The 24,522-nt window shown below is 47.3% G+C and carries 22 protein-coding genes; 14 read left to right on the forward strand and 8 right to left on the reverse strand.

All coding sequences use genetic code 11. The features are described 5' to 3' along the window. Window positions 1–6 precede the first annotated feature (6 nt). The 7 genes from IQ209_RS12825 to IQ209_RS12855 are packed head-to-tail and all read left to right on the forward strand — an operon-like array spanning window position 7 to window position 6,752. A complete protein-coding gene (locus tag IQ209_RS12825; protein ID WP_193851670.1) occupies window positions 7–363 on the forward strand; it encodes a TIGR03750 family conjugal transfer protein in 357 nt (118 codons plus the stop codon). Further along, window positions 360–1,016, forward strand: a complete 657-nt coding sequence (locus IQ209_RS12830; protein ID WP_193851671.1) for a PFL_4703 family integrating conjugative element protein — start codon at window positions 360–362, stop codon at window positions 1,014–1,016. The genes IQ209_RS12825 and IQ209_RS12830 overlap by 4 nt, the downstream gene beginning before the upstream one ends. Then, complete coding sequence (locus tag IQ209_RS12835) at window positions 1,013–1,846, forward strand: TIGR03749 family integrating conjugative element protein (protein WP_193851672.1); 834 nt, start codon at window positions 1,013–1,015, stop codon at window positions 1,844–1,846. Before IQ209_RS12830 ends, IQ209_RS12835 begins: the two co-directional genes overlap by 4 nt. Next, window positions 1,836–3,248 (forward strand): TIGR03752 family integrating conjugative element protein, encoded by a 1,413-nt coding sequence (locus IQ209_RS12840; RefSeq protein ID WP_193851673.1) that lies wholly within the window; start codon window positions 1,836–1,838, stop codon window positions 3,246–3,248. Before IQ209_RS12835 ends, IQ209_RS12840 begins: the two co-directional genes overlap by 11 nt. Further along, on the forward strand, window positions 3,248–3,604 hold the full coding sequence (locus IQ209_RS12845; protein ID WP_193851674.1) for a hypothetical protein: 357 nt from the start codon (window positions 3,248–3,250) through the stop codon (window positions 3,602–3,604). Before IQ209_RS12840 ends, IQ209_RS12845 begins: the two co-directional genes overlap by 1 nt. Beyond that, the gene (locus IQ209_RS12850; protein WP_193851675.1) at window positions 3,592–3,993 is read left to right on the forward strand and encodes a TIGR03751 family conjugal transfer lipoprotein; all 402 of its coding nucleotides are present in this window, start codon (window positions 3,592–3,594) and stop codon (window positions 3,991–3,993) included. Before IQ209_RS12845 ends, IQ209_RS12850 begins: the two co-directional genes overlap by 13 nt. After that, window positions 3,993–6,752 carry a conjugative transfer ATPase gene (locus IQ209_RS12855; RefSeq protein ID WP_193851676.1) on the forward strand — a complete coding sequence of 920 codons (2,760 nt, stop codon included), beginning with the start codon at window positions 3,993–3,995 and terminating at the stop codon, window positions 6,750–6,752. The genes IQ209_RS12850 and IQ209_RS12855 overlap by 1 nt, the downstream gene beginning before the upstream one ends. An 87-nt stretch (window positions 6,753–6,839) precedes the next feature. Here IQ209_RS12855 and IQ209_RS12860 read toward each other — a convergent pair whose 3' ends face one another. Continuing rightward, on the reverse strand, window positions 6,840–7,358 hold the full coding sequence (locus IQ209_RS12860; RefSeq protein ID WP_193851677.1) for a hypothetical protein: 519 nt from the start codon (window positions 7,356–7,358) through the stop codon (window positions 6,840–6,842). Between the two features lie 312 nt (window positions 7,359–7,670). On the opposite strand from IQ209_RS12860, the gene IQ209_RS12865 reads away from it, so the two are divergent. Both IQ209_RS12865 and IQ209_RS12870 read left to right on the forward strand, forming a co-directional pair. Beyond that, a complete protein-coding gene (locus IQ209_RS12865; RefSeq protein WP_193851678.1) occupies window positions 7,671–10,919 on the forward strand; it encodes an inverse autotransporter beta domain-containing protein in 3,249 nt (1,082 codons plus the stop codon). A gap of 803 nt (window positions 10,920–11,722) precedes the next feature. Further along, window positions 11,723–12,871: a PfkB family carbohydrate kinase gene (locus IQ209_RS12870; RefSeq protein WP_193851679.1), complete on the forward strand. Its 1,149-nt coding sequence runs from the start codon at window positions 11,723–11,725 to the stop codon at window positions 12,869–12,871. A gap of 146 nt (window positions 12,872–13,017) precedes the next feature. On the opposite strand, the gene IQ209_RS12875 is transcribed toward IQ209_RS12870, so the two are convergent. Continuing rightward, on the reverse strand, window positions 13,018–13,755 hold the full coding sequence (locus tag IQ209_RS12875; protein WP_193851680.1) for a class I SAM-dependent methyltransferase: 738 nt from the start codon (window positions 13,753–13,755) through the stop codon (window positions 13,018–13,020). Between the two features lie 591 nt (window positions 13,756–14,346). On the opposite strand from IQ209_RS12875, the gene IQ209_RS12880 reads away from it, so the two are divergent. From IQ209_RS12880 to IQ209_RS12900, 5 genes are read left to right on the forward strand one after another with little or no spacing between them, the layout of a single operon-like run. Continuing rightward, window positions 14,347–14,748, forward strand: a complete 402-nt coding sequence (locus tag IQ209_RS12880) for a TIGR03757 family integrating conjugative element protein (RefSeq protein ID WP_193851681.1) — start codon at window positions 14,347–14,349, stop codon at window positions 14,746–14,748. Then, entirely contained in the window at window positions 14,745–15,713 is a 969-nt protein-coding gene (locus IQ209_RS12885) for a TIGR03756 family integrating conjugative element protein (RefSeq protein ID WP_193851682.1), read from the forward strand. Before IQ209_RS12880 ends, IQ209_RS12885 begins: the two co-directional genes overlap by 4 nt. Before the next feature lie 39 nt (window positions 15,714–15,752). After that, the gene (locus tag IQ209_RS12890; protein WP_370588419.1) at window positions 15,753–17,168 is read left to right on the forward strand and encodes an integrating conjugative element protein; all 1,416 of its coding nucleotides are present in this window, start codon (window positions 15,753–15,755) and stop codon (window positions 17,166–17,168) included. A gap of 6 nt (window positions 17,169–17,174) precedes the next feature. Next, entirely contained in the window at window positions 17,175–17,510 is a 336-nt protein-coding gene (locus IQ209_RS12895; protein WP_193851684.1) for a hypothetical protein, read from the forward strand. Further along, a complete protein-coding gene (locus IQ209_RS12900) occupies window positions 17,507–19,021 on the forward strand; it encodes a conjugal transfer protein TraG N-terminal domain-containing protein (RefSeq protein ID WP_193851685.1) in 1,515 nt (504 codons plus the stop codon). The genes IQ209_RS12895 and IQ209_RS12900 overlap by 4 nt, the downstream gene beginning before the upstream one ends. 360 nt (window positions 19,022–19,381) lie before the next feature. Here IQ209_RS12900 and IQ209_RS12905 read toward each other — a convergent pair whose 3' ends face one another. From IQ209_RS12905 to IQ209_RS12930, 6 genes are read right to left on the reverse strand one after another with little or no spacing between them, the layout of a single operon-like run. Next, on the reverse strand, window positions 19,382–20,386 hold the full coding sequence (locus tag IQ209_RS12905; RefSeq protein ID WP_193851686.1) for a sterol desaturase family protein: 1,005 nt from the start codon (window positions 20,384–20,386) through the stop codon (window positions 19,382–19,384). Window positions 20,387–20,406: 20 nt separating this feature from the next. After that, entirely contained in the window at window positions 20,407–21,429 is a 1,023-nt protein-coding gene (locus tag IQ209_RS12910) for a Gfo/Idh/MocA family protein (protein ID WP_193851687.1), read from the reverse strand. Beyond that, entirely contained in the window at window positions 21,422–21,715 is a 294-nt protein-coding gene (locus IQ209_RS12915) for a pyrimidine/purine nucleoside phosphorylase (RefSeq protein ID WP_193851688.1), read from the reverse strand. Before IQ209_RS12915 ends, IQ209_RS12910 begins: the two co-directional genes overlap by 8 nt. Continuing rightward, window positions 21,708–22,310: a hypothetical protein gene (locus IQ209_RS12920; protein WP_193851689.1), complete on the reverse strand. Its 603-nt coding sequence runs from the start codon at window positions 22,308–22,310 to the stop codon at window positions 21,708–21,710. The genes IQ209_RS12915 and IQ209_RS12920 overlap by 8 nt, the downstream gene beginning before the upstream one ends. After that, window positions 22,303–23,058 carry a ferritin-like domain-containing protein gene (locus IQ209_RS12925; RefSeq protein ID WP_193851690.1) on the reverse strand — a complete coding sequence of 252 codons (756 nt, stop codon included), beginning with the start codon at window positions 23,056–23,058 and terminating at the stop codon, window positions 22,303–22,305. Before IQ209_RS12925 ends, IQ209_RS12920 begins: the two co-directional genes overlap by 8 nt. Then, a complete protein-coding gene (locus tag IQ209_RS12930) occupies window positions 23,051–24,223 on the reverse strand; it encodes an MFS transporter (RefSeq protein ID WP_193851691.1) in 1,173 nt (390 codons plus the stop codon). The genes IQ209_RS12925 and IQ209_RS12930 overlap by 8 nt, the downstream gene beginning before the upstream one ends. Between the last annotated feature and the right edge of the window lie 299 nt (window positions 24,224–24,522).

Raw genomic sequence — 24,522 nt, forward strand, 5'->3', positions numbered from 1 at the left:
GTCACCATGCAAACGATCGCTTTCTTACCTGACCGTTTAAACGTCGAACCGGTGGTATTTCGCGGGTTCACCACGCCGGAGATGGGACTGGCCGCACTGGCCGGGATTGTGCTTGGACTGGTCGTCAGTCTTCCCCTGATCCCGTTAGCCGGTTGGGTCATACTTCCGACTGGCATGTTGGTGATGCCCTTGTTATTGATTAGCTTTGGCGGGCGCTGGCTTGCGCAGGTTAAACGTGGCAAGCCGGAGAATTATCTCTGGTTGAAACTGGAAGAGAAAAAACGCCGGCTGGGTCTCGGTGATCCAACCTTGATTATTGTCGCCCGGGGCTGGTCGTTGCGTCGAAGCAGGAGCGCGCGATGAGCCGGTTTCGTCATGCGGTGAAAAACCGGGACCAGCATATTCTGACCCTGCGAGTGGCGTGCGGCATTCTGGTGCTGGTCTTTCTGCTGAGCCTGACGGGCTGGATGGCGTCACCGCGCAATCTCACTATCCATAACCCGCCAGACTTACGCACCGGCAGTACGCGCCCGTGGTGGGAAGTGCCGACACCCAGCGTCTATAGCTTTGCCTTTTATATTTTCCAGCAACTGAATGCCTGGCCGAAAAACGGGGCACAGGACTATCCGGCGAAAATCTATGCGCTTTCCCCTTATCTGACGCCGGCCTGTCAGGATTTTCTGCGTGAAGATGCCAGAATCCGTGCTGACAGTGGCGAGCTGCTTGACCGGGTGCGGGTGGTGTATGAAATTCCCGGCCGGGGCTATGGGACACGCAGTGTGACGGTGCGTGACCGGGATAACTGGGTGGTCCGGCTGGATTTGGTGGCCGATGAATACTATCACGCCGAACCGGTCAAACGGGCACTGGTGCGTTATCCTTTGAAAGTGGTGCGCTGGGAAGGGGATGCCGAGCGTAATCCCTTCGGGCTGGCACTGGATTGTTACGACGGGATGCCACAGCGGTTGGAAGCCATGCCGCAACCACAGGAAGAGAAAAAGGGCGTATTTCAATGAGCAGAGTGTCATTTGGCGGTCGCAATTTTTGGCTGGGATTGGCCAGCATCTTGCTGTTAAACGCCAGTGCAAAAGCTGATGAACTGATGAAGTGGGAACGTATTCCGTTATCCATCTCACTCAAAGTGGGGCAGGAACGCATTATTTTTGCTGACCGGAATGTCCGTATTGGTTTGCCGCCGTCACTCAGTGAGACATTGCGGGTACAAAGTGCCGGCGGGGCGGTGTACCTGAAAGCCAACAAAGCCTTCCCGCCAACTCGCCTGCAATTGCAGGACAGCGAAAATGGCGAAATCATTTTACTGGATATTACGGCGGCCAAAGTGGGGCCAACAGAGCCGATACGGATTATTTACCCGAATGAAAAACAAGCAACCCCAAAAGAACAATCTCAATCCCAGAACAGAACTGAATTATCAGCGCCCGTTCCGGTCGCCTTAACCCGTTATGCCGCGCAGCAACTGTATGCCCCGTTGCGTACCGTCGAGCCGGTGGCCGGCATCCAGCCGGTGAATCTGCATTTTCCCCCGTTCATCACCACACTCTACCCGTCAGAGCCGATAGCCATTTCCCCGCTGGCAGGCTGGCGATTACACCCTCACACGGTCATCGCGCTGAAACTGCGCAATACGGCCAAACGCACTATCACCCTCGACCCGCGAGGATTACAGGGACAGTTTGTGGCCGCCACGTTCCAGCATCGTTGGCTGGGTGAAACGGGGTCGCCGGAGGATACAACGGTATTGTACCTCGTCACTAAGGTACCGCTGGATAATGCCTTTATCCCTGAGCCGGTATCGGTGAAACCGGGAGGCCGTCATGGAGGTTAAGTCCAATGCGTTGGTGAAAATACTGGTGCCGACGGTATTGCTTATCGGCGGGTTTATTGGCATCAAAAGTTGCAGTTCAACGGAAGGTGCCGCGCCCAACACGACGTCGAATAATGTATTGGCCACGCTGTCTCCGGAGGAGTTGCAGGCGCTGGGTGTCGGTGGTGATACGCCGGAAGATACCCTGCGTACCCTGATAGGTTCGCTCAATAAAGTGCGGGCAGAGCAGAAACGCTTAAGTGAGCAGAATACCGATATCCTGAAAGAAAATGACCAGTTAAAGCACCAGCGCCTTGATGTTGCCGGCCAGATAGATGCAGCGGTTGCCGCCATCCGTCAGGACGATGAACAGCGCCGACGTGGGTTACAGGATGAGCAGCAAAGTTTGCTGGCTCAGATTGATTTTCTGACGGAACGATTAAATTCAGCGCCGTTGCCTTCGCAGGACAGCCAGATGCTGCTTGGACTGGGGCTGACAGGCAGTCAGTATGCGGCCAATCCAGTCAGGGGGCAGGATGAATTTATCTGGGTCAATCCCGCTGATGAAAAACCGGCAGCGTTGCAAGCGATGGGTCATGGTCAATCGACACCGCAATACCCCACTTCTTTTTTAAGCGAACAACCGACAGCCGGGCAAAAAGTGCAGAACGCGCCCGCGCTGAAGGAAAAGAACGAAACCCCGGTCTATACCTTGCCGGAAAATGCCACGCTGGTTGGCAGTCAAGCGATGACCGCGTTATTAGGCCGTGTGCCGGTCAATGGCACCGTGACGGACCCTTATCCGTTTAAGATTCTGATTGGCAAAGATAACCTGACCGCCAATGGCATCGGGTTGCCGGAAGTGGAAGGGGCGGTGGTTTCCGGTTCAGCCAGTGGTGACTGGACACTTTCCTGTGTACGCGGGCAGGTCAATTCCATCACCTTTGTGTTTCAGGATGGCACCGTGCGCATCTTGCCGGGCAAAGGGCAGAATCAGCAAGGTATCGGCTGGTTGTCTGATGAAAATGGCATCCCCTGTATCAGCGGCGAACGTAAATCCAACGCCAGCACCTATCTGCCGACGCTGTTTGCCCTTTCGGCCATGAATTCCGCCGGCGATGCCCTGAACGAAAGCCAGCGAACCGCCCAAACCCACGGCGCGGGCGGCATCACTTCCGCGTTAACGGGTAACGCCGGACAAGCGGCATTAGGCAAAGCCATGGCCGGTGGCATGAATGACATCACCGAATGGCTCAAACAACGTTACAGTCAGACGTTTGATGCGGTCTACGTCCCGCCCGGTGCCGGTGTTGTGGTGCATATCACCCAATCTCTGGCGATGGATTACGAAACGAAAGGCCGTAAGGTGCGTTACGACTTTAGTGAACCCGTTCAACATGATACTCAGGAAGCCTTAGATTAATGGAAAAGCCTGTCTTTCAATGGCTGTTCAGTGCCAGCCCGCCTTATTGCCTGCAAGTCAATACTCCCCTCCGCGCTGAACAGACCTGGGTTCAGCTTGACTGGCGGACTGTGCGCAAAAGCAAGCGCCGATTATATCTGTCAGCCGACAGGGAATGCCGGCCACTGAGTGACGGTGATTTTACTGTTTTTCGTCTGACAGAAATCCAGTGGCAGGCGGTGATTGAAGGCAAAGCCAGGGCTGAGCCTGAACAGTGGGAACGTCTGCCGTTTACGATATCGGAGCTGGCGGTACACCCCGAATTTGCCACGTTTACGGCTATTGGCACTACGGAGACCGAAGTATGCGGAAAATAACCTATTCCATCGTGCTGTGTCTGACTGGGCTGCTGGCAGGTTGTTCAACCTCGAAAGACACGTTGCTGCCTGCCGGTGAGCAGACAGTGCTGGCGATGTGGCAGGGCAATAAAGCCGGTCACACTGCCGTGCAGGCCAGAACCGCATTGCGCAGAATGTTGACTGATACCGAGCGGAGACGATCGCTGGAAGAGCCTTATTATTACAGCCGTTCGGCTGCGCAGGAAATCAGCCAGCAGTTTCCCCGTCTTCCCAATCCCGATATGGTGATGTATATCTTCCCGCATCTGGCCGCCGGAAATATGCCGATACCGGGTTACAGCACCGTGTTCCCGTTTTATCAGCAGATACAGTACGCCCTGCCGGGTGAACGCACGGAGGGCCTGTAATGAAAAATCCCAAGGCACTGCATCGCCCCGGCAAGCTGCGTGAAACGGATGAAGCCGCGATTTACCGGGCCAATCCCTCCATTATTGACTACCTGCCCTGGGTGGAATATCTGGAAGACGGGCAATGCCTGTTGCTGGATGATGGTGTTTCCGTGGGGGCGGTCTATCGCATTGAACCCGTGGCCACCGAAGGGCGTCCAATGGAACGGCTGATTGAAATTCGGGATCAGCTGGAAGATGCGATCCAGGACAGTCTGGAGGAAGATGATATTTCTCCGTGGGTGGTGCAGTTTTTTTGTCAGGATGAGGATGATCCAGTCAGTGACCTCAACACGTTACGAAACTATGTAAAACCGTGGGCGCAAGGTACCGCGTTTACGGAGGCCTTTCTGGCCGAATCTGAACGCCACCTGAACAGTATTGCCCAGCCTGACGGGATATTTCACGACAGTTTAATTACCGGGCAACCGTGGCGGGGACAACAGCGCCAGACGCGTATGGCCGTCTATCGCTGGCTGCCTGCGCACAAATCGCAGGCAAACCACCCGACGTTATCTTCCGTTGCCGCACTCAATCAGGTCTGCGAGCGTCTGGTGTCGTCACTGGCAGCGGCGGGTATTGTGGCTGTCCGGCAGAATGGCGAGCAGATCCATAGCTGGTTGTTACGTCATTTTAACCCGGCACCGGACTGGGGCATGGAAAAAGCCGATTTTTATCACACGGTGAGTTATGAAACGCCCATGCAGCTCGAGCTTCCGATCCATAATGACTTTGCTGAAAGCCTGTGGTTTACGCCGCCAGTGTCTGATCCGGAAAACGGACTCTGGTGGTTTGATGGCCTGCCGCATAAAGCCATTCCGGTTGAACGCCTGCGCCGCCCACCAGAGCCGGGCACGCTGACGGGCGAAGTGAAACGGGGGGATAATATCAATGCCCTGATGGATATGATGCCGGAAGGCACCGTGGTTTCTTTGACCATTGTGGCGCAGGCACAGGATACGTTGGAAGAGAGCTTTACCCGGCTGGCAAAAAATGCGGTGGGGGAAAATACCGAATCGGCGCGTGTCCGGCAGGATGTGCAGGAGGTCAAGGCCTTACTGGGACGACGCCATAAACTGTACCGCAGTGCGCTGACCTTTCTGGTGCGCGGCAACGATGTCACGGACCTGAACCAGCGGGTACATCAGTTATCGTCAACCCTGCTGACGGCTGGATTACAGCCTGTTCGACCGGAATTCAGTGTGTCCCCACTGAATGCCTATTTACGCGCCTTACCCATGTGTTTTAACCCGCAGAAGGATAAAAAACACTGGTTTACCCGCCTGAGCTGGGTACAGCATCTGGCGGGACTATTGCCAGTCACCGGGCGTGCAATCGGCACCGGGCACCCGGGATTCAGCTTCTTTAATCGCGGTGGTGCGCCGCTGACCTTCGATCCGATGAACAAACAGGATCGCACCCAGAATGCGCACTTATTGCTGTTTGGCCCGACAGGCGCAGGCAAATCCGCCACCCTGTGTGCTTCCCTGGTTCAATTGATGGCTATCCACCGACCGCGTTTGTTTATTGTCGAAGCGGGGAACAGTTTTGGTTTACTGGCCGATTATTACGCCAGTCTGGGGCTGACCGTTAATAAAATCGGTATCAAGCCAGGTTGTGGGGTGAGTCTGGCGCTGTTTGCCGATGCCCATCAGTTGCTGCAACTCAGCCCCCAACAATGGCGTATTCATGAAGATGATATTCCGGATACCGATGAATCGCAGGATGACGGTGACGAACAGCGCGATATTCTGGGCGAGATGGAAATTGCTGCCCGGCTGATGATCACCGGCGGCGAGAAAAAAGAAGAAGAGCGCCTGACCCGCTCAGATCGCGGTTTGATCCGCGAAGCCATTATGATGGCGGCTCACACCAGCCATGAAGAACAACGCCAGATGCTGGCCTCAGACTTACAGAATGCCCTCTATGCCATCGCCCGTAATCATCAACAGGATGAGCACGGCCAGCCCTTGATCACGGCACATCGCCGGGCACGGGCGGATGAAATGGCCGGTGCCATGTCGATGTTTACCCAGGGTTTTGAAGGAGAACTGTTTAACCGTCCCGGCACTCCGTGGCCGGAAGTGGATGTCACCCTGATTGATTTGGGTACACTGGCGCGGGAAAACTACTCAGCACAGATGGCGCTGGCGATGGTGTCACTGATTAATACTGTCAATAATCTGGCGGAACGGGATCAATATCAGGATCGCGAATTGCAACTGGTGATCGATGAAGGGCATATCACCACCACCAACCCACTACTCTCCCCCTATATGACCAAGGTTGTTAAGATGTGGCGTAAACTGGGCGCCTGGCTGTGGCTCGCCACCCAAAACCTCGCTGACTACCCGGATACCGCTGAAAAAATGCTGAATATGGCCGAATGGTGGCTGTGCCTGACCATGCCGCCGGATGAAGTGGAACAAATCGCCCGTTTTAAAAAACTGACGGAAGAACAAAAAGCCGTGTTGCTCTCCGCCAGTAAACTGCCCCGTTGTTATACCGAAGGGGTAGTGCTGGCGAAAAAAATCGAAGCGTTGTTTCGGGTGGTGCCACCCAGCCTTTATCTGGCGCTGGGGATGACGGAAAAAGAAGAAAAGGCCGAACGGCGGGCGTTAATGCGCGAGCACCAAGGCAGTGAACTGGAAGCGGCGGTTTTAGTTGCAAGGCGGATGGATATAGCCCGAGGATTGAAAGCCGATTTTGAATATTCTTAATAAAAATTCCTGACGGAGACAGAAACTCTTATTCCCTTGTAATAAAAGAATAGGGATAAGAGTTTTTGTCCATAAAACTTTTCAAATTTATAAATAATCTTGTCTTTCCATAATGCCATTTTTGAATACTATGCAATAATAGTGGGGAGCATTATTAGTATGCACTCGAACCCTACCCGTTTGCTCAATATGCCGTTCGACAGAAGCTCTGTTACACCCACTATTCAGATAAAGCTGATAAACATTGTTATGTCTAAAATTTATATAAGCGGAACCTACATATCCTTTGACTTCAGTTCCTCGTATATTTGCTGATACTTTTGCTGCAAGAGAAGCGATATCGTAATTCGCTGAATGACAAGCAAGAAGATGGATTTTATGCAATCGACTGACTGCTGTTTGTGACTGAATGTATCTGGCTACTACGTCATAAGTCCAGAGTTGGCCGTTTATCATAAGGCTTTCCACTCTTCCGGGAAAAACGGCGAGTCCGTGACAAGCGATTGTAAATTCGTTTATTACGTATCCATCATGAAAGGTTGATGTAATGTACGTGTGTGCATCTGGATAAATGTCTATAAGATGGACTCTTTGTGTCAAGGCCATTTGAAGTTTCCTCCCCCCAAAAGTATGTCTGCATTGCAAAGGCATTGGTCATATATATTCATCTCATTTCAAGTTGCAAACTATTTTTGTTTTATAGGATGCAACTTGAGTTGTTTAGGTAAAGATGTCTAAAACATGTCTTGGATATTAATTGTTCGTAGCATATTGAAATAAATATTAAAATGCTTGTTTATGTTGAGTGGACATATAAACGGATAAATTTTCCTTTTCGGAAAAAGAATTAACCACAGTATTTAAAGCGCATTTTCTGCATGTTACCCCTTTCAGCATGAATGAAAAGGGTCACAATCCGTGGTGCAAACAATCCAGTCCACTTGGCACAATAGAACAAAATCTCTGATTATCAGCTTGTTAAGTCTGTCACTGAGTTTTCCCAGTCAGGCTATGGCAGAAGATCAAAATCAAGACCCGCAGGCACAAAAACTGGCCGAAATTACTGCCCAATGGGGGCAACTTACGCAGTCACAATCCCCCAACGAAGCGGCAAAAACAATGGCTGCACAGCAGTTATCGTCTGCGGTCACATCAACACTGACACCGTGGTTGAACCAATACGGCAATGCCCGCCTCACACTCCCTTTCGACAGCCATTTTTCATTAAAAGACGTTGCATTTGACGGGCTGTTACCCTGGTATAACGTAGCTTCAGGTACGGCATTCAGTCAGTTAGGGGTAAAAACCCACCATGGTCAGACAACAACTACACTTGGATTTGGCTATCGCTATTTAGCCGATAATTGGTTATGGGGTGTCAATGCCTTCTGGGATGCATTGTGGCCGGAGCAGCATCACCGTTACAGCATTGGGTTAGAAGCCTGGCATGATAACATCAAATTGTCAGCCAACCTTTACCAGCGTTTATCCCATTGGAAGCCCTCCCGGCTCACAGATTTCGATGCAAGACCCGCCAATGGCTGGGATATTCAGGCCGAAGCCGGGTTGCCTGCTTTTCCTCACTGGGGCGGGCAGTTGAAGTATGAACATTATTATGGGCAGCAGGTCGCGTTATTTGGTGAAGCAGAACGCCAGAAAAACCCGTACAGCGTCACCGCCGGGCTGACTTACATGCCCGTGCCGTTAGTGACCCTGGGCGCCGATTTTCGGCAGGGTAAACACGGTGTCAGTGAAAACCGTTTTACCCTGAACCTCAATTATCGGTTGGGTGTGCCGTTCAGCCAGCAGCTTGATCCGAACGCGGTCGCACCACTGCGTAGTCTGAGAGCCAGTCAATTTGATTTTGTGAACCGGCGTAGCGATATGGTGCTGGATTATCAGAAACAGACATTGATAACACTGGCCTTCCCCGCATCCATTAATGGGTATGAAGGTAAAGAAGCTACTTTTGTGCCAGTTATCCAGTCCAAATATCCCCTGGCACGTTTAGAGTTAGATATGGTTGAATTACAGCAGACCGGCGGGAAAATACTGTATCAGCAACCAAATAAAGTGACATTACGATTGCCCAAAACTACAAAAAACCCCGTTCGGCTTTCGGGGATCGCCATCGACAGTCGGGGTAATCGCTCCAACCGGGCAGAAATCATGATCATGAGTTTGCCGACCGAAAAACAGTTAAAGGTCTCTGTGAATAAAACGCAGGCCAAAGCCGATGGTCATGACCGTGTGATCTACACCGTCCTTGTCACCGATCAGGAGGGGACTCCCATTCCCAATCAGGCCGTTATTTGGTCAAGTGATGATAAAGGCGCATTGTCCCAAACCCGGCAGAACACGGATACGCAGGGGCAGGCATCGGTCGTGCTGCACAGCCGTCAGCAGGGGCTGCACACAGTTCGTGTTTCCGTGGCGGGCGAGGTTACGGTCGCCCCTTCAGTCCAGTTTGATACGGTGCTGATACCCGAAATCACCGTTGATAAGCACCGTGTTAAAGCGGATGGAAAAGCGAGGGTAATGCTGACGGTAACGGTCAAAAGCGCAGATGGTCAACCTGTACCGAATCAAGCCATTGTCTGGCAGACCAGTCTTGGCCAGTTCTCTGCATTTTCATTAATGACTGATAAGAAAGGGCAGGCCACGGCTTATTTAGCCAGCAAAGTATCAGGAAATGCCGAAGTGACGGTAGCGGTTGGCAGTGAAACAGTGATGTCTTCTCCGATTGGCTTTACCGACTCGTTAGCTCACACGCTTCAGGCGGACAAACAAACGGCGATTGCCGATGGTCAGGACAGTATCTTTTATACGGTGAACGTGCGCGATGCAGCAGATCGACCCGTTGCCAACATCAAAGTGCAATGGTCTACGGATAACGGGCAACTGTTGGATAAGCAAAGTCAGACCAATAGCCAGGGAGAAGCGACAGTTCGGTTAGTCAGCCGCACCGCAGGGCGGACAACGGTGAAAGCCGAGGCGTCGGGAAAAGCTCTTCATGCTGCTTCGGTGATGTTTGAACGTTTGCTGAAACCGGCTGTCACGGTGGACAAAGTCCGGGCTAAAGGCGATGGGCAGGATGCGGTGGTGTTAACGGCTAGGGTGTTAGATTCACTGGGATCACCCGTGGAAAATCAGCCGGTGATTTGGCAAACAGATCACGGCGTGTTGTCCTCAGAACGGACACAAACTGACCCTCAGGGACAAGCGCAGGTTCAGCTGAGTAGCACGTTTGCAGGGGAGCATCAGGTTCAGATCCAGGTTGGCAATAATAAAGTGGCTGCCCCTATTGTCCTCTTTGAGGAAGTGCTGTTATCCACCCTTCGGGTCAATAAAACCCGTGCCGCGGCGGATGGCGAAGATAGGGTGATTTTTACTGTCACTGTCACCGATATTCATGGGCAGGAGCTTGCGGATAAAGCGGTTGACTGGTCTGGCCATCTTGGCGAGATGATTTTTGCAGAAGACAGGACAGACCGTCAGGGAAAGGCAACCGCAATCTTTGTCAGTCGTCATGCCGGACAGGCTTTGGTCACTGCTGACGTGGGTGAGCAGCAGGTTGTCTCCTCTGTGGAATTTATCACACCGTTACGCCTGGTTGATACCGTTGCTATTGACAGGCAGGGCGGCAATGCCAACCAGAAATCGTTTGGTCTCCGGGGGCCTTCCGTACTCTGGCATGGTGCGAAATTCCGCCTTATCACGGCAGGCAATACAGGTCGGGTAAGCTGGCAGAGTAACTCGCCCTCGGTAACGGTATCGGGGGATGTGGTGACGGTACAGCAAAATCCTGACGGAATAAGGCTCACGGGTACTGATGAAACCGGGCAACAAGTCGAACTGACCCTGACGGTTCACACCTGGTTTGAGCGCTCCGGCCTGACAAAAGACTTTTATTCTAATGCAAAACAACTTTGCAAATCACTCGGCAGCCGGATTGCCTCCAAATATGCCCTTGAACGGTTATATGAGGAATGGGGGAACTTTTATCTCTACGATGGTTGGGCGCGGGAATTTTATGTGACCTCCACGGATTACCTGGCTGCCAGCTCAGGTTCCGCAGAGCATCAGGCGAAATGGGCGTTTTGGGCAGAAACAGATCGGTGGATGCGAAATGGCTGGCCGATGACAGGATTTGCGTGTGGTAAGTAGCAGTATTGAATAGCGTGTTCCATTATTTTACTTATAAATGGAATGAGTGGCTGTTTGAGCAGCCACTTGAAATGCCGCCATTTTTTCTTCGTGTTGAATGCATTTTCTTGGATACGGCATCACATCCCATGGTGCTCCTGATTCAGACACAGGTTCCCCCAGAAGAATTTTTATCACTTCAAGTGCTCATTTCTTTGGAATAACAGATTTTCTCGCGCAATCCGTCTTCATGCATGACGTTTTCTCATCCCTGAACTGACAGATATCGATCGATTGGGCAATTCTTAACGGGTTATTCGCCCTCACTAATAAAAAAGTGAGTTAAGTATAAATAAATATTGGTTATTGTGATGAAAAGAAATATTTCATTTATATAATATAACATATTGATGATTAAAGGCATGCATGGTGACGGAATAATAAAAAATATTACACTGCAATAAACTCGTGGAGTTATATTTAATATTGGTGAAAGTGTGTTGATTATCACGTTTTAATGTAATTGAGAATTCTTGTTTCATTTGCAAAATAAAATTAAAACGGAAGAAAAGACAAATGCCAAAAAAATGCAATAACCATATAACCAATTGTTTTTTATTAAAAGAAAACAGAATAAAATATGGTTACCACGCTAAGTTTTTTAAAATTCTGTTAATTGGTTATTTTTCAGGTAAAAATTCAAGAGTAGAATCACATTTTTAACGATAAACAATATCTCATTGAGTTTTCGATCACTTTCTCACTACCAGCATAATGTATAAAAATACGCTTTACTGTCATTCATCAATGGAATAAAAACAACTATGTTTAAAAACAATAAAGGGCATGATATGAGAAAAATGGATAATCTGGAGTTTAGAATATTACAACTTCTCAGGAAAAATCCGTTTCTCGCCCAAAAAGAAATCGCTGATATTATTGGTGTGAGTCGTTCAAGCGTTGCAGGATATATCCTTAACCTACAAAAAAAAGGGCATATAAAAGGAAAAGGATACATTTTTTCCAGTGGCAATTATGCCGTGACGGTGGGGGCTTCCAACATGGATATTACCAGCTTCGCTTCGACTGAATTATTAAAGAAAGATTCCAACCCAGGGAAAACAAAATATACGCTAGGGGGTGTTGCCCGAAATGTGGCGCATAACATTGCCGCGTTAAAGAATGACAGTTATTTAATTTCTGTTTTTGGTGATGATTCATATGGAAAAAGGCTGTTCAGAGAAACCCGGTTAGCCGGTGTTGATCTTAGCCATTCTCATAAACTCCATGATGAAAGCACTTCGATTTATCATTCAATCGTTGATAGTCATGGTGAACCGTACACCTCCGTGAGTGATATGGATATTTTGAAAAAACTCACGCCGGAGTTGCTAAATAAATCTAAAGCGCTCATTGAGCGGGCAGGCATACTGAGTATCGACTGTAATTTGAGAGAGGATGCTCTGGAATGGTTATTTAAAAACTCAGGTAATGTGCCCATATTTGTTAATCCTGTCTCGTCATATAAGGCGGGCATGGTACGTAACTGGCTATCCTATATTCATACTATCAGACCCAATCGGCTGGAAGCAGAAAAAATCAGTGGCATTAAAATTAACTCAATAAAAGAGGCTAAGTGGGTCACATCATGGTTTCATGAACAAGGGGTACAGCGGGTCGTTTTAAGTATGGGCGCTGACGGTGTTTACTACAGTGAGTTAGATTATATATCGGGTCACTCTCCGGTATTTCCTGTTGATGTTGTCAATAACACGGGTTCCGGTGATGCAATGATGGCGGGATTAGTGCATTGCGCGTTAGCCGGTATGGATTTTAAGGAAAGTGTCTATTTCGCCCAACGCTGCGCCGCACTTGTCCTGTCTACTGAATTAACACATTCACTCACCCTGTCGCCATTTGCTGTTGATAAATTACTGCTATTAGATCCAATAACAATGATGAATAACCCATAAATATCAATAAAAATAAAAAATGAGAATGTGAGTATTGTGGCTAGGGCCGGGTTGGACCCGGCATTTTTTTCAATGTCTATTTATATAAATGTTGATATCCGATTGAATTAAATTCAACCGTCATGCGAAAGGAATGGCGAGTGAGTTTAAAACTGGCAAACCAGTCCGGTATGGACACAGTTTTGTAGGTAATTATCCCAAAAACCTTGAGGATAACGCACTAAATCGCTGTCCAAGACTGTTGGTTTTTGCCAGCGAAAATGGTCGAATCCTGCTTTCTTAAGCGCGTTTTCATAGCTCTCACGACTCCAGCGATAAAACGTGAACGGGCTTGGGGGGGTTGACAGAAATTCGGCCTGGTGACGGAAGCCATTTTTCCAGGGCTCTTCGCTTAAAATTTTAAAACCATAATTCTCACAGTTTCCGCTTTCTAGCCGATAATCAGGTGATGCCATATAAGCAATTAATTTGCCGGAAGGTTTCAAATGCTCAGCGGCGGCCTGAAACATCGTTTCCAGTTCTTCTGTGGATTCTGCATAGTGGAATAAAAAAGCGGCGATAACAATATCAAATTTTTCACCTAATTCCATTTCACATACATTTTGTACATGGAACTCAATATCATCACCATACAGTTTTGACTTGGTTTTAGCGAGTTCAATCATTTTTTCAGAGATATCGACGCCAACCACTTTTGAAGCCCCGCGCTGGTGCAATTCCCGCCCAAAATAACCATACCCGCAAGCTAGATCCAGAACTGACTTTCCTTGTATCTCACCGACCATGTTGAGTATATCCCGAAGCTCAGACTGTCGCTGGGCTACCGTATTGGAAAACTGTTCGTAATACTCTCCAATTGAATCATAGCTTGCTTGCTCTTCCATTATTAGGGCTCCTGATAAAAAATAGAATAAGGGTACTATTTTATAAAGATAAAGTATCATGAAATAATGAGGTATAATTATTTTTGTAACATGATTAATTTTACACGATAAACAATCTGTTTGAATTAAATCAGGAATAATCAGAGGTTGCTCTATTCAAGAGTATTGCCCGGTTTTAAGCAGAGAACCCCTTATCTGTGATGAAAATTGAGGATAAAAAACAGGAAAGTTTTTCATTGTAACAATGTGATATTCCTCGTCTTTGATGTCCATTATTTTGTCATTAATGACGGAAAAAGGGCGCAGATTCCTTGTTGTTTTTCATTGATTGTTATCTCTCATGTTACAGTGAATAATTGATCGGCATTTTTTTGAGAAAATTTATATTTAATAAATGCATTAAAAGAAAAGGCCGCTGACCATACAAATTTATTAATTAAAAAAGTTAATGTTATTCTTTTTAAGAATAAGGGGATAGTGTGATGGGCGGTGTCGGTTCTTTTTTGCCTGTGGCAAAAAAGAATTGTTTGCTGATTTATCCGGATTTTTTCCGCACGCTTGCCGTCTGTGTTCAGAGACGGGAAGGTGGGAATGAGAAAGCGCTGTACATTATTATTCTGTCTGGGATGGATGACCGCATCAGCGAGTTATGCCAAAACGGTGATTTACACTGACAGCCAACACGTCCCTGTCAACCTTTCCCCAGACACACAAATTGTCTGGCTGGATGCGGCAGAGCAACATCAGAGACAAATCTTCGCTCAACTTTCTGCCGACCCTCAGCAAGCCGCTATTCAAGCACAGGCTATGCTGCAATCTTCCCAATGGCATGAGCAGGAACAGCATCTGCTTCAGGCTTATCGAGCCATTGTTGAAGCCTGGCAATTGGGCGTACGTAAATACCCGGCCGTGGTGTTTGATGACCGTGACATCGTGTATGGTACGGCGGATGGGGCAAAGGCCAGTGCTCTCAGGGAACTGCGTCAGCCATGAAGACACAACACCTTGCTTTTCCTGTTGTCATCACGCTGATAGCGGCGTTTGCTCCCTTTGCGCAGGCTTCCCTCAATACAGCGCAAATCGTGGCCAGCAGCCTCTCGCCCGCTTGTATTCAGTGGCGGGTCAGTGGCATTTGTTACTGGCTGTTTTGTTCCTGGCATGGCTGCACGGTAAAAACCTCGGTCAAAGTCACCCATTATCTCCCCGAAGCGGTGGTGTCCACCTATCATGCACCCGGTGGCAATTCGTGGTCAGAAATGGCACAGGTCAGCCGATTATCCGGTGGGCTGGAAAATGCCGTCACTGGTGCGTTATCCCACCTGACGGCCGGCGGCGGCAACCACAATAGCCAGATTTCAGGCCAGCGCCGTACCAGTTTGCGTTTCAAATACGCTGATGCCATTGGGCATCCCGCGACCAGCCTGATTGGCGGGCAAATTCCCGGTTATTCCTGCCGCAGTGCCGCCACTCCGTTGGTACCTTATTTTCTCAGCACATTGGATACCGTGGCATGGCGCACTGGTTTGCCGGAATCGTTCTACCCGGAAGCACTTATTCCCGGTCAACGGGAGCTGGGCAGCCAAATGTCCGCCAATCTGTGGGGCACTATTTACCCGCGCTCAGGGTTTGTCAATCAGACCGATGATGACAAGGCATCTGCTGTGGTGGCGCAGCGGGTGGCGGACATTATTACTCGCGCAGGACAGCCCCATGTTTATCAGGCATTAAAAGGCCAGCGCGCTGACGGTTATTGGCCACCCGAACCGGTGACAGAAAATACCGGCACCCCAAATCACCAGTGGCAGCGGTTATCACCGCAGCTAAGCTCAAACTGTGCGGTGTTTCCTGACGGAGAACATTCTGCTGCGGTCAATGGCAATCAGGCGTATGCCCTGTGGCAACCCTATAGCTGTTGCCAGCGCCGGGGACAGCGCTTTTTGGGCAGTACCGATATTTAAAAAGGACGTTTTATGCTGAAAAGAAAAGCGTTATGGCTGATGGTCAGTTTGCTGGTCAGTGGGGTATCGCAAACGGGATGGGCTGAAAACGGGTTGACGGTTTCTCTGCCCCAGGTCAATCGCGGTGCCCTGGGCTATGGTGCAGATGTCAGTGGCGCGATCTCAGACTCCCTATTTTATACCCTCGGGGGCGGGTCGGTGATTTCACAACCGGCTACCCGCAGTTCCCTGACCCAACTAGGCGGACTGGAACTTGGCTGGAGTTCGGATTTGATGTGCGGCAATTTTGATTTGAAGACCACGGTCGGCAACCAGCTAAATGGCATTACCACCGGATTTAAAAACCTGATGAGTGAGGTGATCCAGGGGGCCACCGGCGCTGTCGCCAGCTTACCTGCCATGGTCATTCAGCGCGCCAATCCGGGTCTCTATGACATGCTGACCAATGGGGTTTTGCAGGCCAATGTGGCGTTCGACAAGGCCCAGTTTAATTGCCAGAACATGGCCAAACGGATGATGGATTTTGCGCAAAACAGTAAATGGACACAATCTGCCGCGATGCAGGAATACAAAACGCGGGTGAACAGCGGGGATGCGGATGCGGTGAGGGTGAATAATACCGGCAGCAAATCGACAGGCACAGGCGGGCATCAGTGGATTGGTGGGAAGAAGCAGGGCGGCAAGGGACAGAATGCCATCCGGCCCACCCGTGATTTAGCCAGCGCGGGGTTTAATATGATGAATCACCTGCCGGTACTGAGTCAGGTTTCAGTCAGCCACCAACAGTGTGATGGGGGTGCCTGTCGCCAGTTCCAGAATGCCACTGAAGCGGCGGAGGCCGTGGTGAAAGTGCTGGGTGACCGAGCTATCCGCACCTGTGCCAATGCGGCAGAATGCACCAGCGGGGGAGAATCTCAGCAACCGGGCGCGACAGTGGCCGGTACGGGCTTTGCCCCGATGCTGGAAGAGGACACCAAAGCCAATATTGAACAGCTGGTGAAACTCCTCAATGGCACGGAAAAACCCACCGCCGCCAATCTGGCCAAACTGAAAACCGGCAGTCTGGCCGTGACCAAAGGTGTCATTCAGGCATTGCAGCGAGACCCGGACAGTGCGGCGTTGACCGCGCGTCTGGCGGGCGAGTTGGCGATGGCCGAGACCACCGAGACGGCCTTGCTGATGCGGCGAATGCTGATCACCGGTATGTCAGAACCCAATGCGGCGGCCCAGCCGGAGGCCCTGGCCGAAGGGGAACGACGGATTGATGCGTTGGACAGGGAAATCAATGCACTGAAAAATGAGATGATGCTGAAACGGGAACTGTCCCGTAACGCCATTCTGACCATTATTGAACGGGATAACCGCCGGATTGAAGCCCATCCGCAAAAGCAGGTGCTGGACAGCACCGATGCCCGTTTTTATCAGCTGGAAATGCCTAACAGTGAACGGCGGTAGGGTGATATGGCAGCGATGATCCCCACATTGAGAAAAGGCGTTGTGCTATTACTGATCATCGCTTTGGTGATGGTTATCAGTTTAGCGATAGGCTGGGCTGGACTGCATCAGGCGGAAAAACTCACCGAAATTTACCATTGGGTGGCCGAAACCGGGGAATTTTGGTTAGTCTGGCGATTATGCCTGTATGCCGTACTGTGCTGGGGTAGCTGGAAAATCGGGCAAAAGGCAACACATCAGCCAGCACACCGTGCCGCGTTGATACGGATGATGGTGGTCAGCCTGCTGTTTATCCTGCTGGGTGAATATACCCTGTCAGGCTCGATTGAGGTAACGCAATGACCACCAACAGTTATCTGGAATATTTTCTGACCCTGCTGGGCTGGGTGGTCAATAACGGGCTATGGCAAGTCCTGATTGCCACCGGGCTATTTACAACCCCTTTAGTGATAAAGGTCATCGCTGTCTGGCTGAAAGTGAGGGAGTGTGGCGAAGAGGAGGGTAGTGGTGGGTTGCAGTCACTTGCCCGGATCGAAAATACGCTGTACGGCGCCTTCTTCGTGATGGTGGTGTGCTGCGTGCCACTGGTGAATGTTAGCCTTACTACCCTCCAGTATGATCCCTCCCACGCCAAAAGCTGCGGCACCTGGACACCGCAAGCGCCGGATAAAAGTGGTTATGCACCGGTGATCGCCAGCCTGAACAATCAGACGGCGGCGGTGCCCCTCTGGTGGGCCGTGGTACACCGGCTGTCAAAAGGATTGACGCAAGCGGCGGTGGCCTCTATTCCCTGTCGGCCAGATTTAAGGCAGCTGCGTTTTGAAGTGCAGCACACCCGTATCAGTAGCCCGGCACTGGCGGCAGAATTGCAGGATTTTACCCATGACTGTTACGCACTGGCACTTTATCAGTGGAAACAACGGGATCAGGGACAAACCACCGATCCGGCCACACTGCATGATATTGCATGGCTGGGCAGCCGCACCTTCTTATCCGGCGATTACCACACGCTGCAATCCCGAACGCCCAGGGCGTCATTTCCGTGGAATGAAAACCGGGACAGTGGCCGGCCCAATACCGGGCAGGGCGGTTATCCCACCTGCCGAGCCTGGTGGTCAACCCCCAAAACCGGACTGGAGGCCCGGGTATTGGCCCAGGCCGATCCGGGATTATGGTTGCGTCTGTCGGCCGCCCTCAAAATGCTGGGCAAAGAAACCCGTGAATATAAAGAAGCGGTGATCCGCCGTCTGGTCAGTCCGGTCAATCTGACGGTGTCTCAGGAAGGCCATGTTTACGCCGGTTACGGCGGCAACGCCGATTTCACCCTGTTGAATACAGGTAATCGGGTCGGTGCGGCGGCGGGAACGATATTCGGGGGATTGATCAGTGCCCCGATGTTTGATGCGGTGCGTCAGGCGCTGCCGATGATGCAGGCGGTGATCCTGATGGCGTTGTATATCCTGATCCCGTTGATCCTGCTGTTTGCCGCCTATGAATTTAAGACGGTACTCACACTGACGTTCGCCCTGTTTTCTTTGAATTTCCTGACCTTCTGGTGGGAAACCGCCCGCTGGCTGGACAGCTATTTACTGGACGCCTTGTATGGCTCAGACACCCATAGCCTGTTGAATCTGGCAGGGTTTCAGAATACCTCGGATGATTTAATTATGGGGCTGGTGATGGGCACGTTGTTTATTGTCCTGCCGATGGTCTGGTTGGGGGCATTGGCCTGGGCCGGGGTGCGGTTGGGGGATATGGCCGGCATGATGAGCCAGGGCGTGGGGCAGGTCAGGCAGTCAGCTGGCATGTTCGGGCAAATGGTGATGCAGAAACTGTTGTCGAAAGGAAAATAGCGTATGTTAGGAGATAAGAAATAAGGAGGGAGTCCATTCTCTCGAAATGCGACAATTTTGACGGCTTAATTAGATAGCAGCTTTCGAGAATGGAACATGCAAAGTCAGTACAGGGATTAGTGGAAGCGAAACTGTAAAATACTACATTTAGCTAAGCCCGAGAAGTAGGTGTGGACACAATTCTGATCCATATTCATTAAGTTGTGGTTGGTGGCACGACTGTTGCTATCCCCTAATCTATTTCTTTAAATTGAAAATAATCTCGATATACCAATAAGAGTATAATGAAGCTGAATTCATTAACAAAAGGATGATAGAGTATTTGTTGAAGAAAAAGGGTACCTATTACCTCATTATTCATCATATGAGGTTAGAGAAATGCTTACCGAGAAAATTTTTTATCCGTTTTTTTGCCTTTCTGAATGGGGTAAAATACATATTTTTCAATCCTGAGTAATTTTCATATTTCTCACCCGCCACACCAAATACAAGCTCTGCTTTAGCTGGAGGAAACATCTGAGTACCAAATAATTTGTCCCAGAAAGAAAAAATGAAACCGAAATTTTTGTCATGATGTTGTATATCACTACTATGATGCAATTGGTGGTATGCAGGGCTAACAAAAATATCCCTTATAAATTTAGGATATCTTAGGTACACCATAGAATGTTGTAAATTCAGTCCTAGCATCAGGAGCAGAAACATAAAAATATTCTGGCCTGCAAATACTATATAGGCATGTGTAGCATCAAAAAAATATCTAAATACCCCTGAGTAAATTCCGGTAAACATGCTGGCTAGAAATATAAAACAGGACTGATTTACTGGATGCGAACGATAGGCTGTCAGGGGAGTGAGATGTTCAGCAATGTGATGGATTTTATGAAACTCCCAGAGAATTAGGATCTTATGTGACAAATAATGTTCAAAAAAAACCGCAAAATCAAAAACAACAAGTGCCCCCAAGGTTAACAACAGACTAAGAATCATGCCTGGGACATAATGCTGCGTTGGAAGACCGATAAAGGCCAACAGATCCATCGTTTGATACCGGAAAAACAATGCTGATCCGAGGATACTGGAATAAATGAAGCCAAGAATAACTTTATCAAAAAAATACAGTTTCAAGTCATCAATAGATGATTGTGATGTGAATTTATGTACCAAGATAACTTTACGTCCAGATTTAACAGGGTTCCAGGTTTTTATTTTCCATGAGAAATATATTACAGCAATCAGAAATGCAGTTAAAAGATAACCAATAAATAGCCCCTGGTTAGGGGAAAAAAAGACCGTTAAACGAGACCATAGAGGGACAATCATCCCCTGATAAAATGTACTTTCCGTTATATGATGTGTGAACATATGAACCTACCAGTAACATATTATGACACAATAAGTGGTGTTAATATTTCTTTAACTCTTCCTATCATTTTAATACAACTAAGAACCTGTTCCTGATATTGGTGTAACTTATTGAGATCATATCCATGAATATAATTATGGAAATTTTTCAGCATTGCAGTATGTTGCAATCTGAAAAAATCGACCAAAATATCCTCATAATCGACCAATGGCTTCAGTCCCCAAGAGTGTCGAATCACAGTAGATGGAAGTATTTTGCCATATACAAATGAACCGCAGTAAGGCATCACAAAATCCCTGAGAGTGAGCTCTCCTTTATTTCCTGCAATGATACATTGTTGCCGAGCAACAGTTCCACGGTATGATGATGCAAGGGAGAAAGAAACCCCACAATGGGTTAGCCCAGTAGCATTGAACTCTGTGATTACATTATGGTTATTCTGTATCATAAAACCGCTTGCATGTCTGAGCACAGGATTCGACATCAAGGCTGAAAACAACCTAAACGGATACCAGCCAATATCACCTAATGCACCATCAGGCTCCAAATCAGGGGAAAATTTGATTTGTCCATTGTCTCGTTCAGGCCAGAAAAAGTTTGCGTCAATTCTGATCAGATTTCCTACACACGTGTCCATCATTGCCTGAAGCAGGGTATAACATTCATTATGGACAAAATGAGTGGCATCCATCCATACAAGATTTTCTTTTTTTGCTTTAGTAACAAAAGAACTGAAAATACTGTATGGTGGCAACGGTTTTTCAATCAGAACGGGCTTTGCAAATTTGAGACAAAGTTCAATATAATACGTTTTTTCTGAGGTTGGTGTAGCAATATAAACGGCCTGAAGTTCTGGATCAGAAAAGAACAATATAGCATTTGTATAGAGTTTTTCATCATCAATATGATGTACTTTACCGAACTGTTGTGCGGTTTCTTTTTTACGTGAAAGGACGGAATGAACAATAAAGCCAGACTCCTGACACACGCCTGCCATAATGCTTGCCATAAGGCCCGTACCAATAATACCCAACTTACTCATAGTAACACCTGTAATCGAGATGCTGTTTTACTTTCACTGTGAAATAGGTGCCTTGAGGAATTATTACCTCATTTCCCGGAACTACGGATATTATTGTCTCTTCATAAGAGAAAATTGCTTCACCTTCAGTTATTTCAAAACGTTCAGTTTCCTCAGCAAGCCAATGGTATTCACCTATGGTCATAAACCCGAGGGTTAATCGTCCTGTATCTCCTTTAAAATTTCGCAGTAACACCTTCCCGTCAAAAAATATACAAGCATTTTCATAATAGAGTGCTTCAGACATGAGTTGCTCCAAGCTGTGCTATATAATCATCGTCTATAGGTAAATTATTTTTAAATGGTGATGTAATCACTTCAGGAACAGGGTCAAAACCCAAATGTTTTCTTTTATCAAACATCAGATTTTTATCCCTTGTGTAACATAATATGAGTTGGAAACGGTTATTATACGGACATGGTTCACGCCAGTGTTCAAGTTTTTTACCGTCAAGGATTAAAATATCCGTAATATCTATATCTACCCGGTTTCCTTCAATATAAATACCCCAGTCATTTTCTTCAGCTTTATGAATACCAAGAGAGATAATATAATCAACAGAATTTCTATCTTTATGGCGAGGAAGTTGGTAATTTTTTTTATAATTCCAAAGAAAAGAATAACTGGGATAAACAGGCTCTCCGACTGTCTGCGATACAAAATCACAATAATAACTCAACATGGCTTCAAAATAGGGAAGTGCATAGTACATATGTGCTTCCACCGAGTCCGTATTCCCCTTCAAAAGCCCGCAATTGGCAGAGATTGCTAAGTAGCGATACAGAATATCTATTTCGCGTTCAGATATTGCATTTTTAACGACTAACATTCCGTTAAACATTTGTATTCCTCATAATTTTACTGATAAAATTATCATGTCGATTGTGAATCCGGTTTCCTATTTCACTGGAAGGTATACCACTCATATCAGAAAGCCAGTTGATACCTTCTTTGTTAACATGCAGAATTTGTTTAAAAGTGGTAAGGTGATCCCTAATCATTTCCATTTTTTCCGGGGAACGTTCAATTAACTGACGAAAATAATTGATACCTAGCTGAACATGTCTGGCTTCATCCTGCATGGCACCTTTATAGATCTGACCGATGAGACTTTGCTCACTGAACGCATGGATAAAAATATTGAACTGCTCCAGAGCACCATTCTCAAGGAAAACATGACTCAGAAATGTCTCATCGAAAGTCTTTAGCTCCGCAAAGTGCTCGATATAGATATCTCTCGTTCTGGACAAATCTTTAATGTTTCCGTTAGCTAGAATGGCGTATTTGGCAAATAATTCAGAATGACGTGCTTCGTCATTAACGGCTTGAGCCAGTCCTATTTTTAGAGAAAAATCGTTTGATTGTAATAACAGCTCTGCCGCATTTTCCATCCCAAGTATTTCTACATGCGCTGACAGACTGGCGACAGTAACAGCAGTATCGTGCAAATGTGCGGGGATTAGGTCATTAGCAGCCAATTCCCAGTTCAATTCACAGTCCCAGGTCTGCCGTGGCTTCCCTTTCTGATAAAGAACATAATGTTTATCGTTCAGAAAATTAATTTCACTGAGCTTATTTTGGTTATACATATATATGATTCCTTTTGTTATTTTTTTTAGTGAATAAGATGAAATAAATTAAGGTAATACAGAAAAGAATACTGGTTATACGGAAAGTTGTATCTATACCATAATAATTAGCAATAACACCTCCGATAATCGGCATAATTATTGCTACCACAGCAGACAACATCTGAATTATACCTGTTGTTTTCCCTACATTTTCGTAACCCACCATGTTTCTGACACCATAACGTACGGCAAAAAAAGTGATTCCCGATGATATCCCTACTATCACTATAGCCACATAAAAAACAAAAACAGTGGTGGTATTTGAAGATAAAAAACCAAAGCAAGTAAACGCTATCGTATTGGTAAGAATGGAAGAAAGTAAAACTGATCTTGCTGTTATTATTTTTATCAAAAATGAAGCTAACTTAGTTCCTGCAAAACCACCTACTCCCATTAAGGAAATAATAACACCAATACTGTTTTCATCTTGCCCTATTACTTTAAAGAAAATTCCCAACATATCATTACTGAGATAAAAGGCCAGATTCGAGATCGTATATGCGGTAACAAGAGCACGTAACTCATGCTTCTTCAACATCATTTCTAAAAATGAATATGATTCTGGCGGTTCAGTAACTTGAGAAGTTTCTGAACGAAGATACTGTGTATGGTCAATAACTGTGCTCAACGATGCCACCAGATTTAAGATAACAGAGCATCCGACGACAAACCATATTCCCCAAAAATCATATGTCCCGATGACAATAAGTGGAATAATGATTCTACTGAGGCTAATTAAATATCCATAGATTTCATAAAACTGACTGGTTTCTTCATTATCCCTGTTCAATTTTATATTTGAGATATTAATCCCACTCCTGGCTATAGTTTTAATGAAAGCCGCGGTATAAAGTACAAGAATACTACCGCCTAAGCCTATGAACGGTATTACACATGCATTAGCTGCAAACAATAATATTCTTAGCTGTCGAATTTCATATCTGTCAAAAATTTTCCCAAATAAATAACTGGAAAAGAGGAAAGGCAAAGCAAAACATGCACCCAGAATTCCTAACTGGAAAGGTTCAGCATGCAATAAATAAATCGAAATAATATTAAATATTGCATAATCCAGATATGTATCAAATTCATTTGCACCTATGCCGATGTATTTTATCATCATCTAAATTCCATTATGCAAATGGATGATTGGGCAGATGTAAATTTATTTTATACCTGCCCGGATTTTAGTTGATTAAGTTAATTAAATACCTACTGGTTGATATTCCATAATACGCCCCTCCAGTCAGAGATTGTAAGATTATTGATATATTGTTTCCTTGCAAGGTAAATACAATATAGGAAAGCCATGTTGGCAATACAAGTAATATTATTTGGCTTTAAAAGAAATATATCATCTGTTGTCTGTTTGTTTAATGTGTATTTTTATTAAAAATCAATAAATGATTTATAATTTAAATA

This window comes from Xenorhabdus sp. BG5 (genome assembly GCF_015163665.1).
Taxonomy (GTDB): domain Bacteria; phylum Pseudomonadota; class Gammaproteobacteria; order Enterobacterales; family Enterobacteriaceae; genus Xenorhabdus.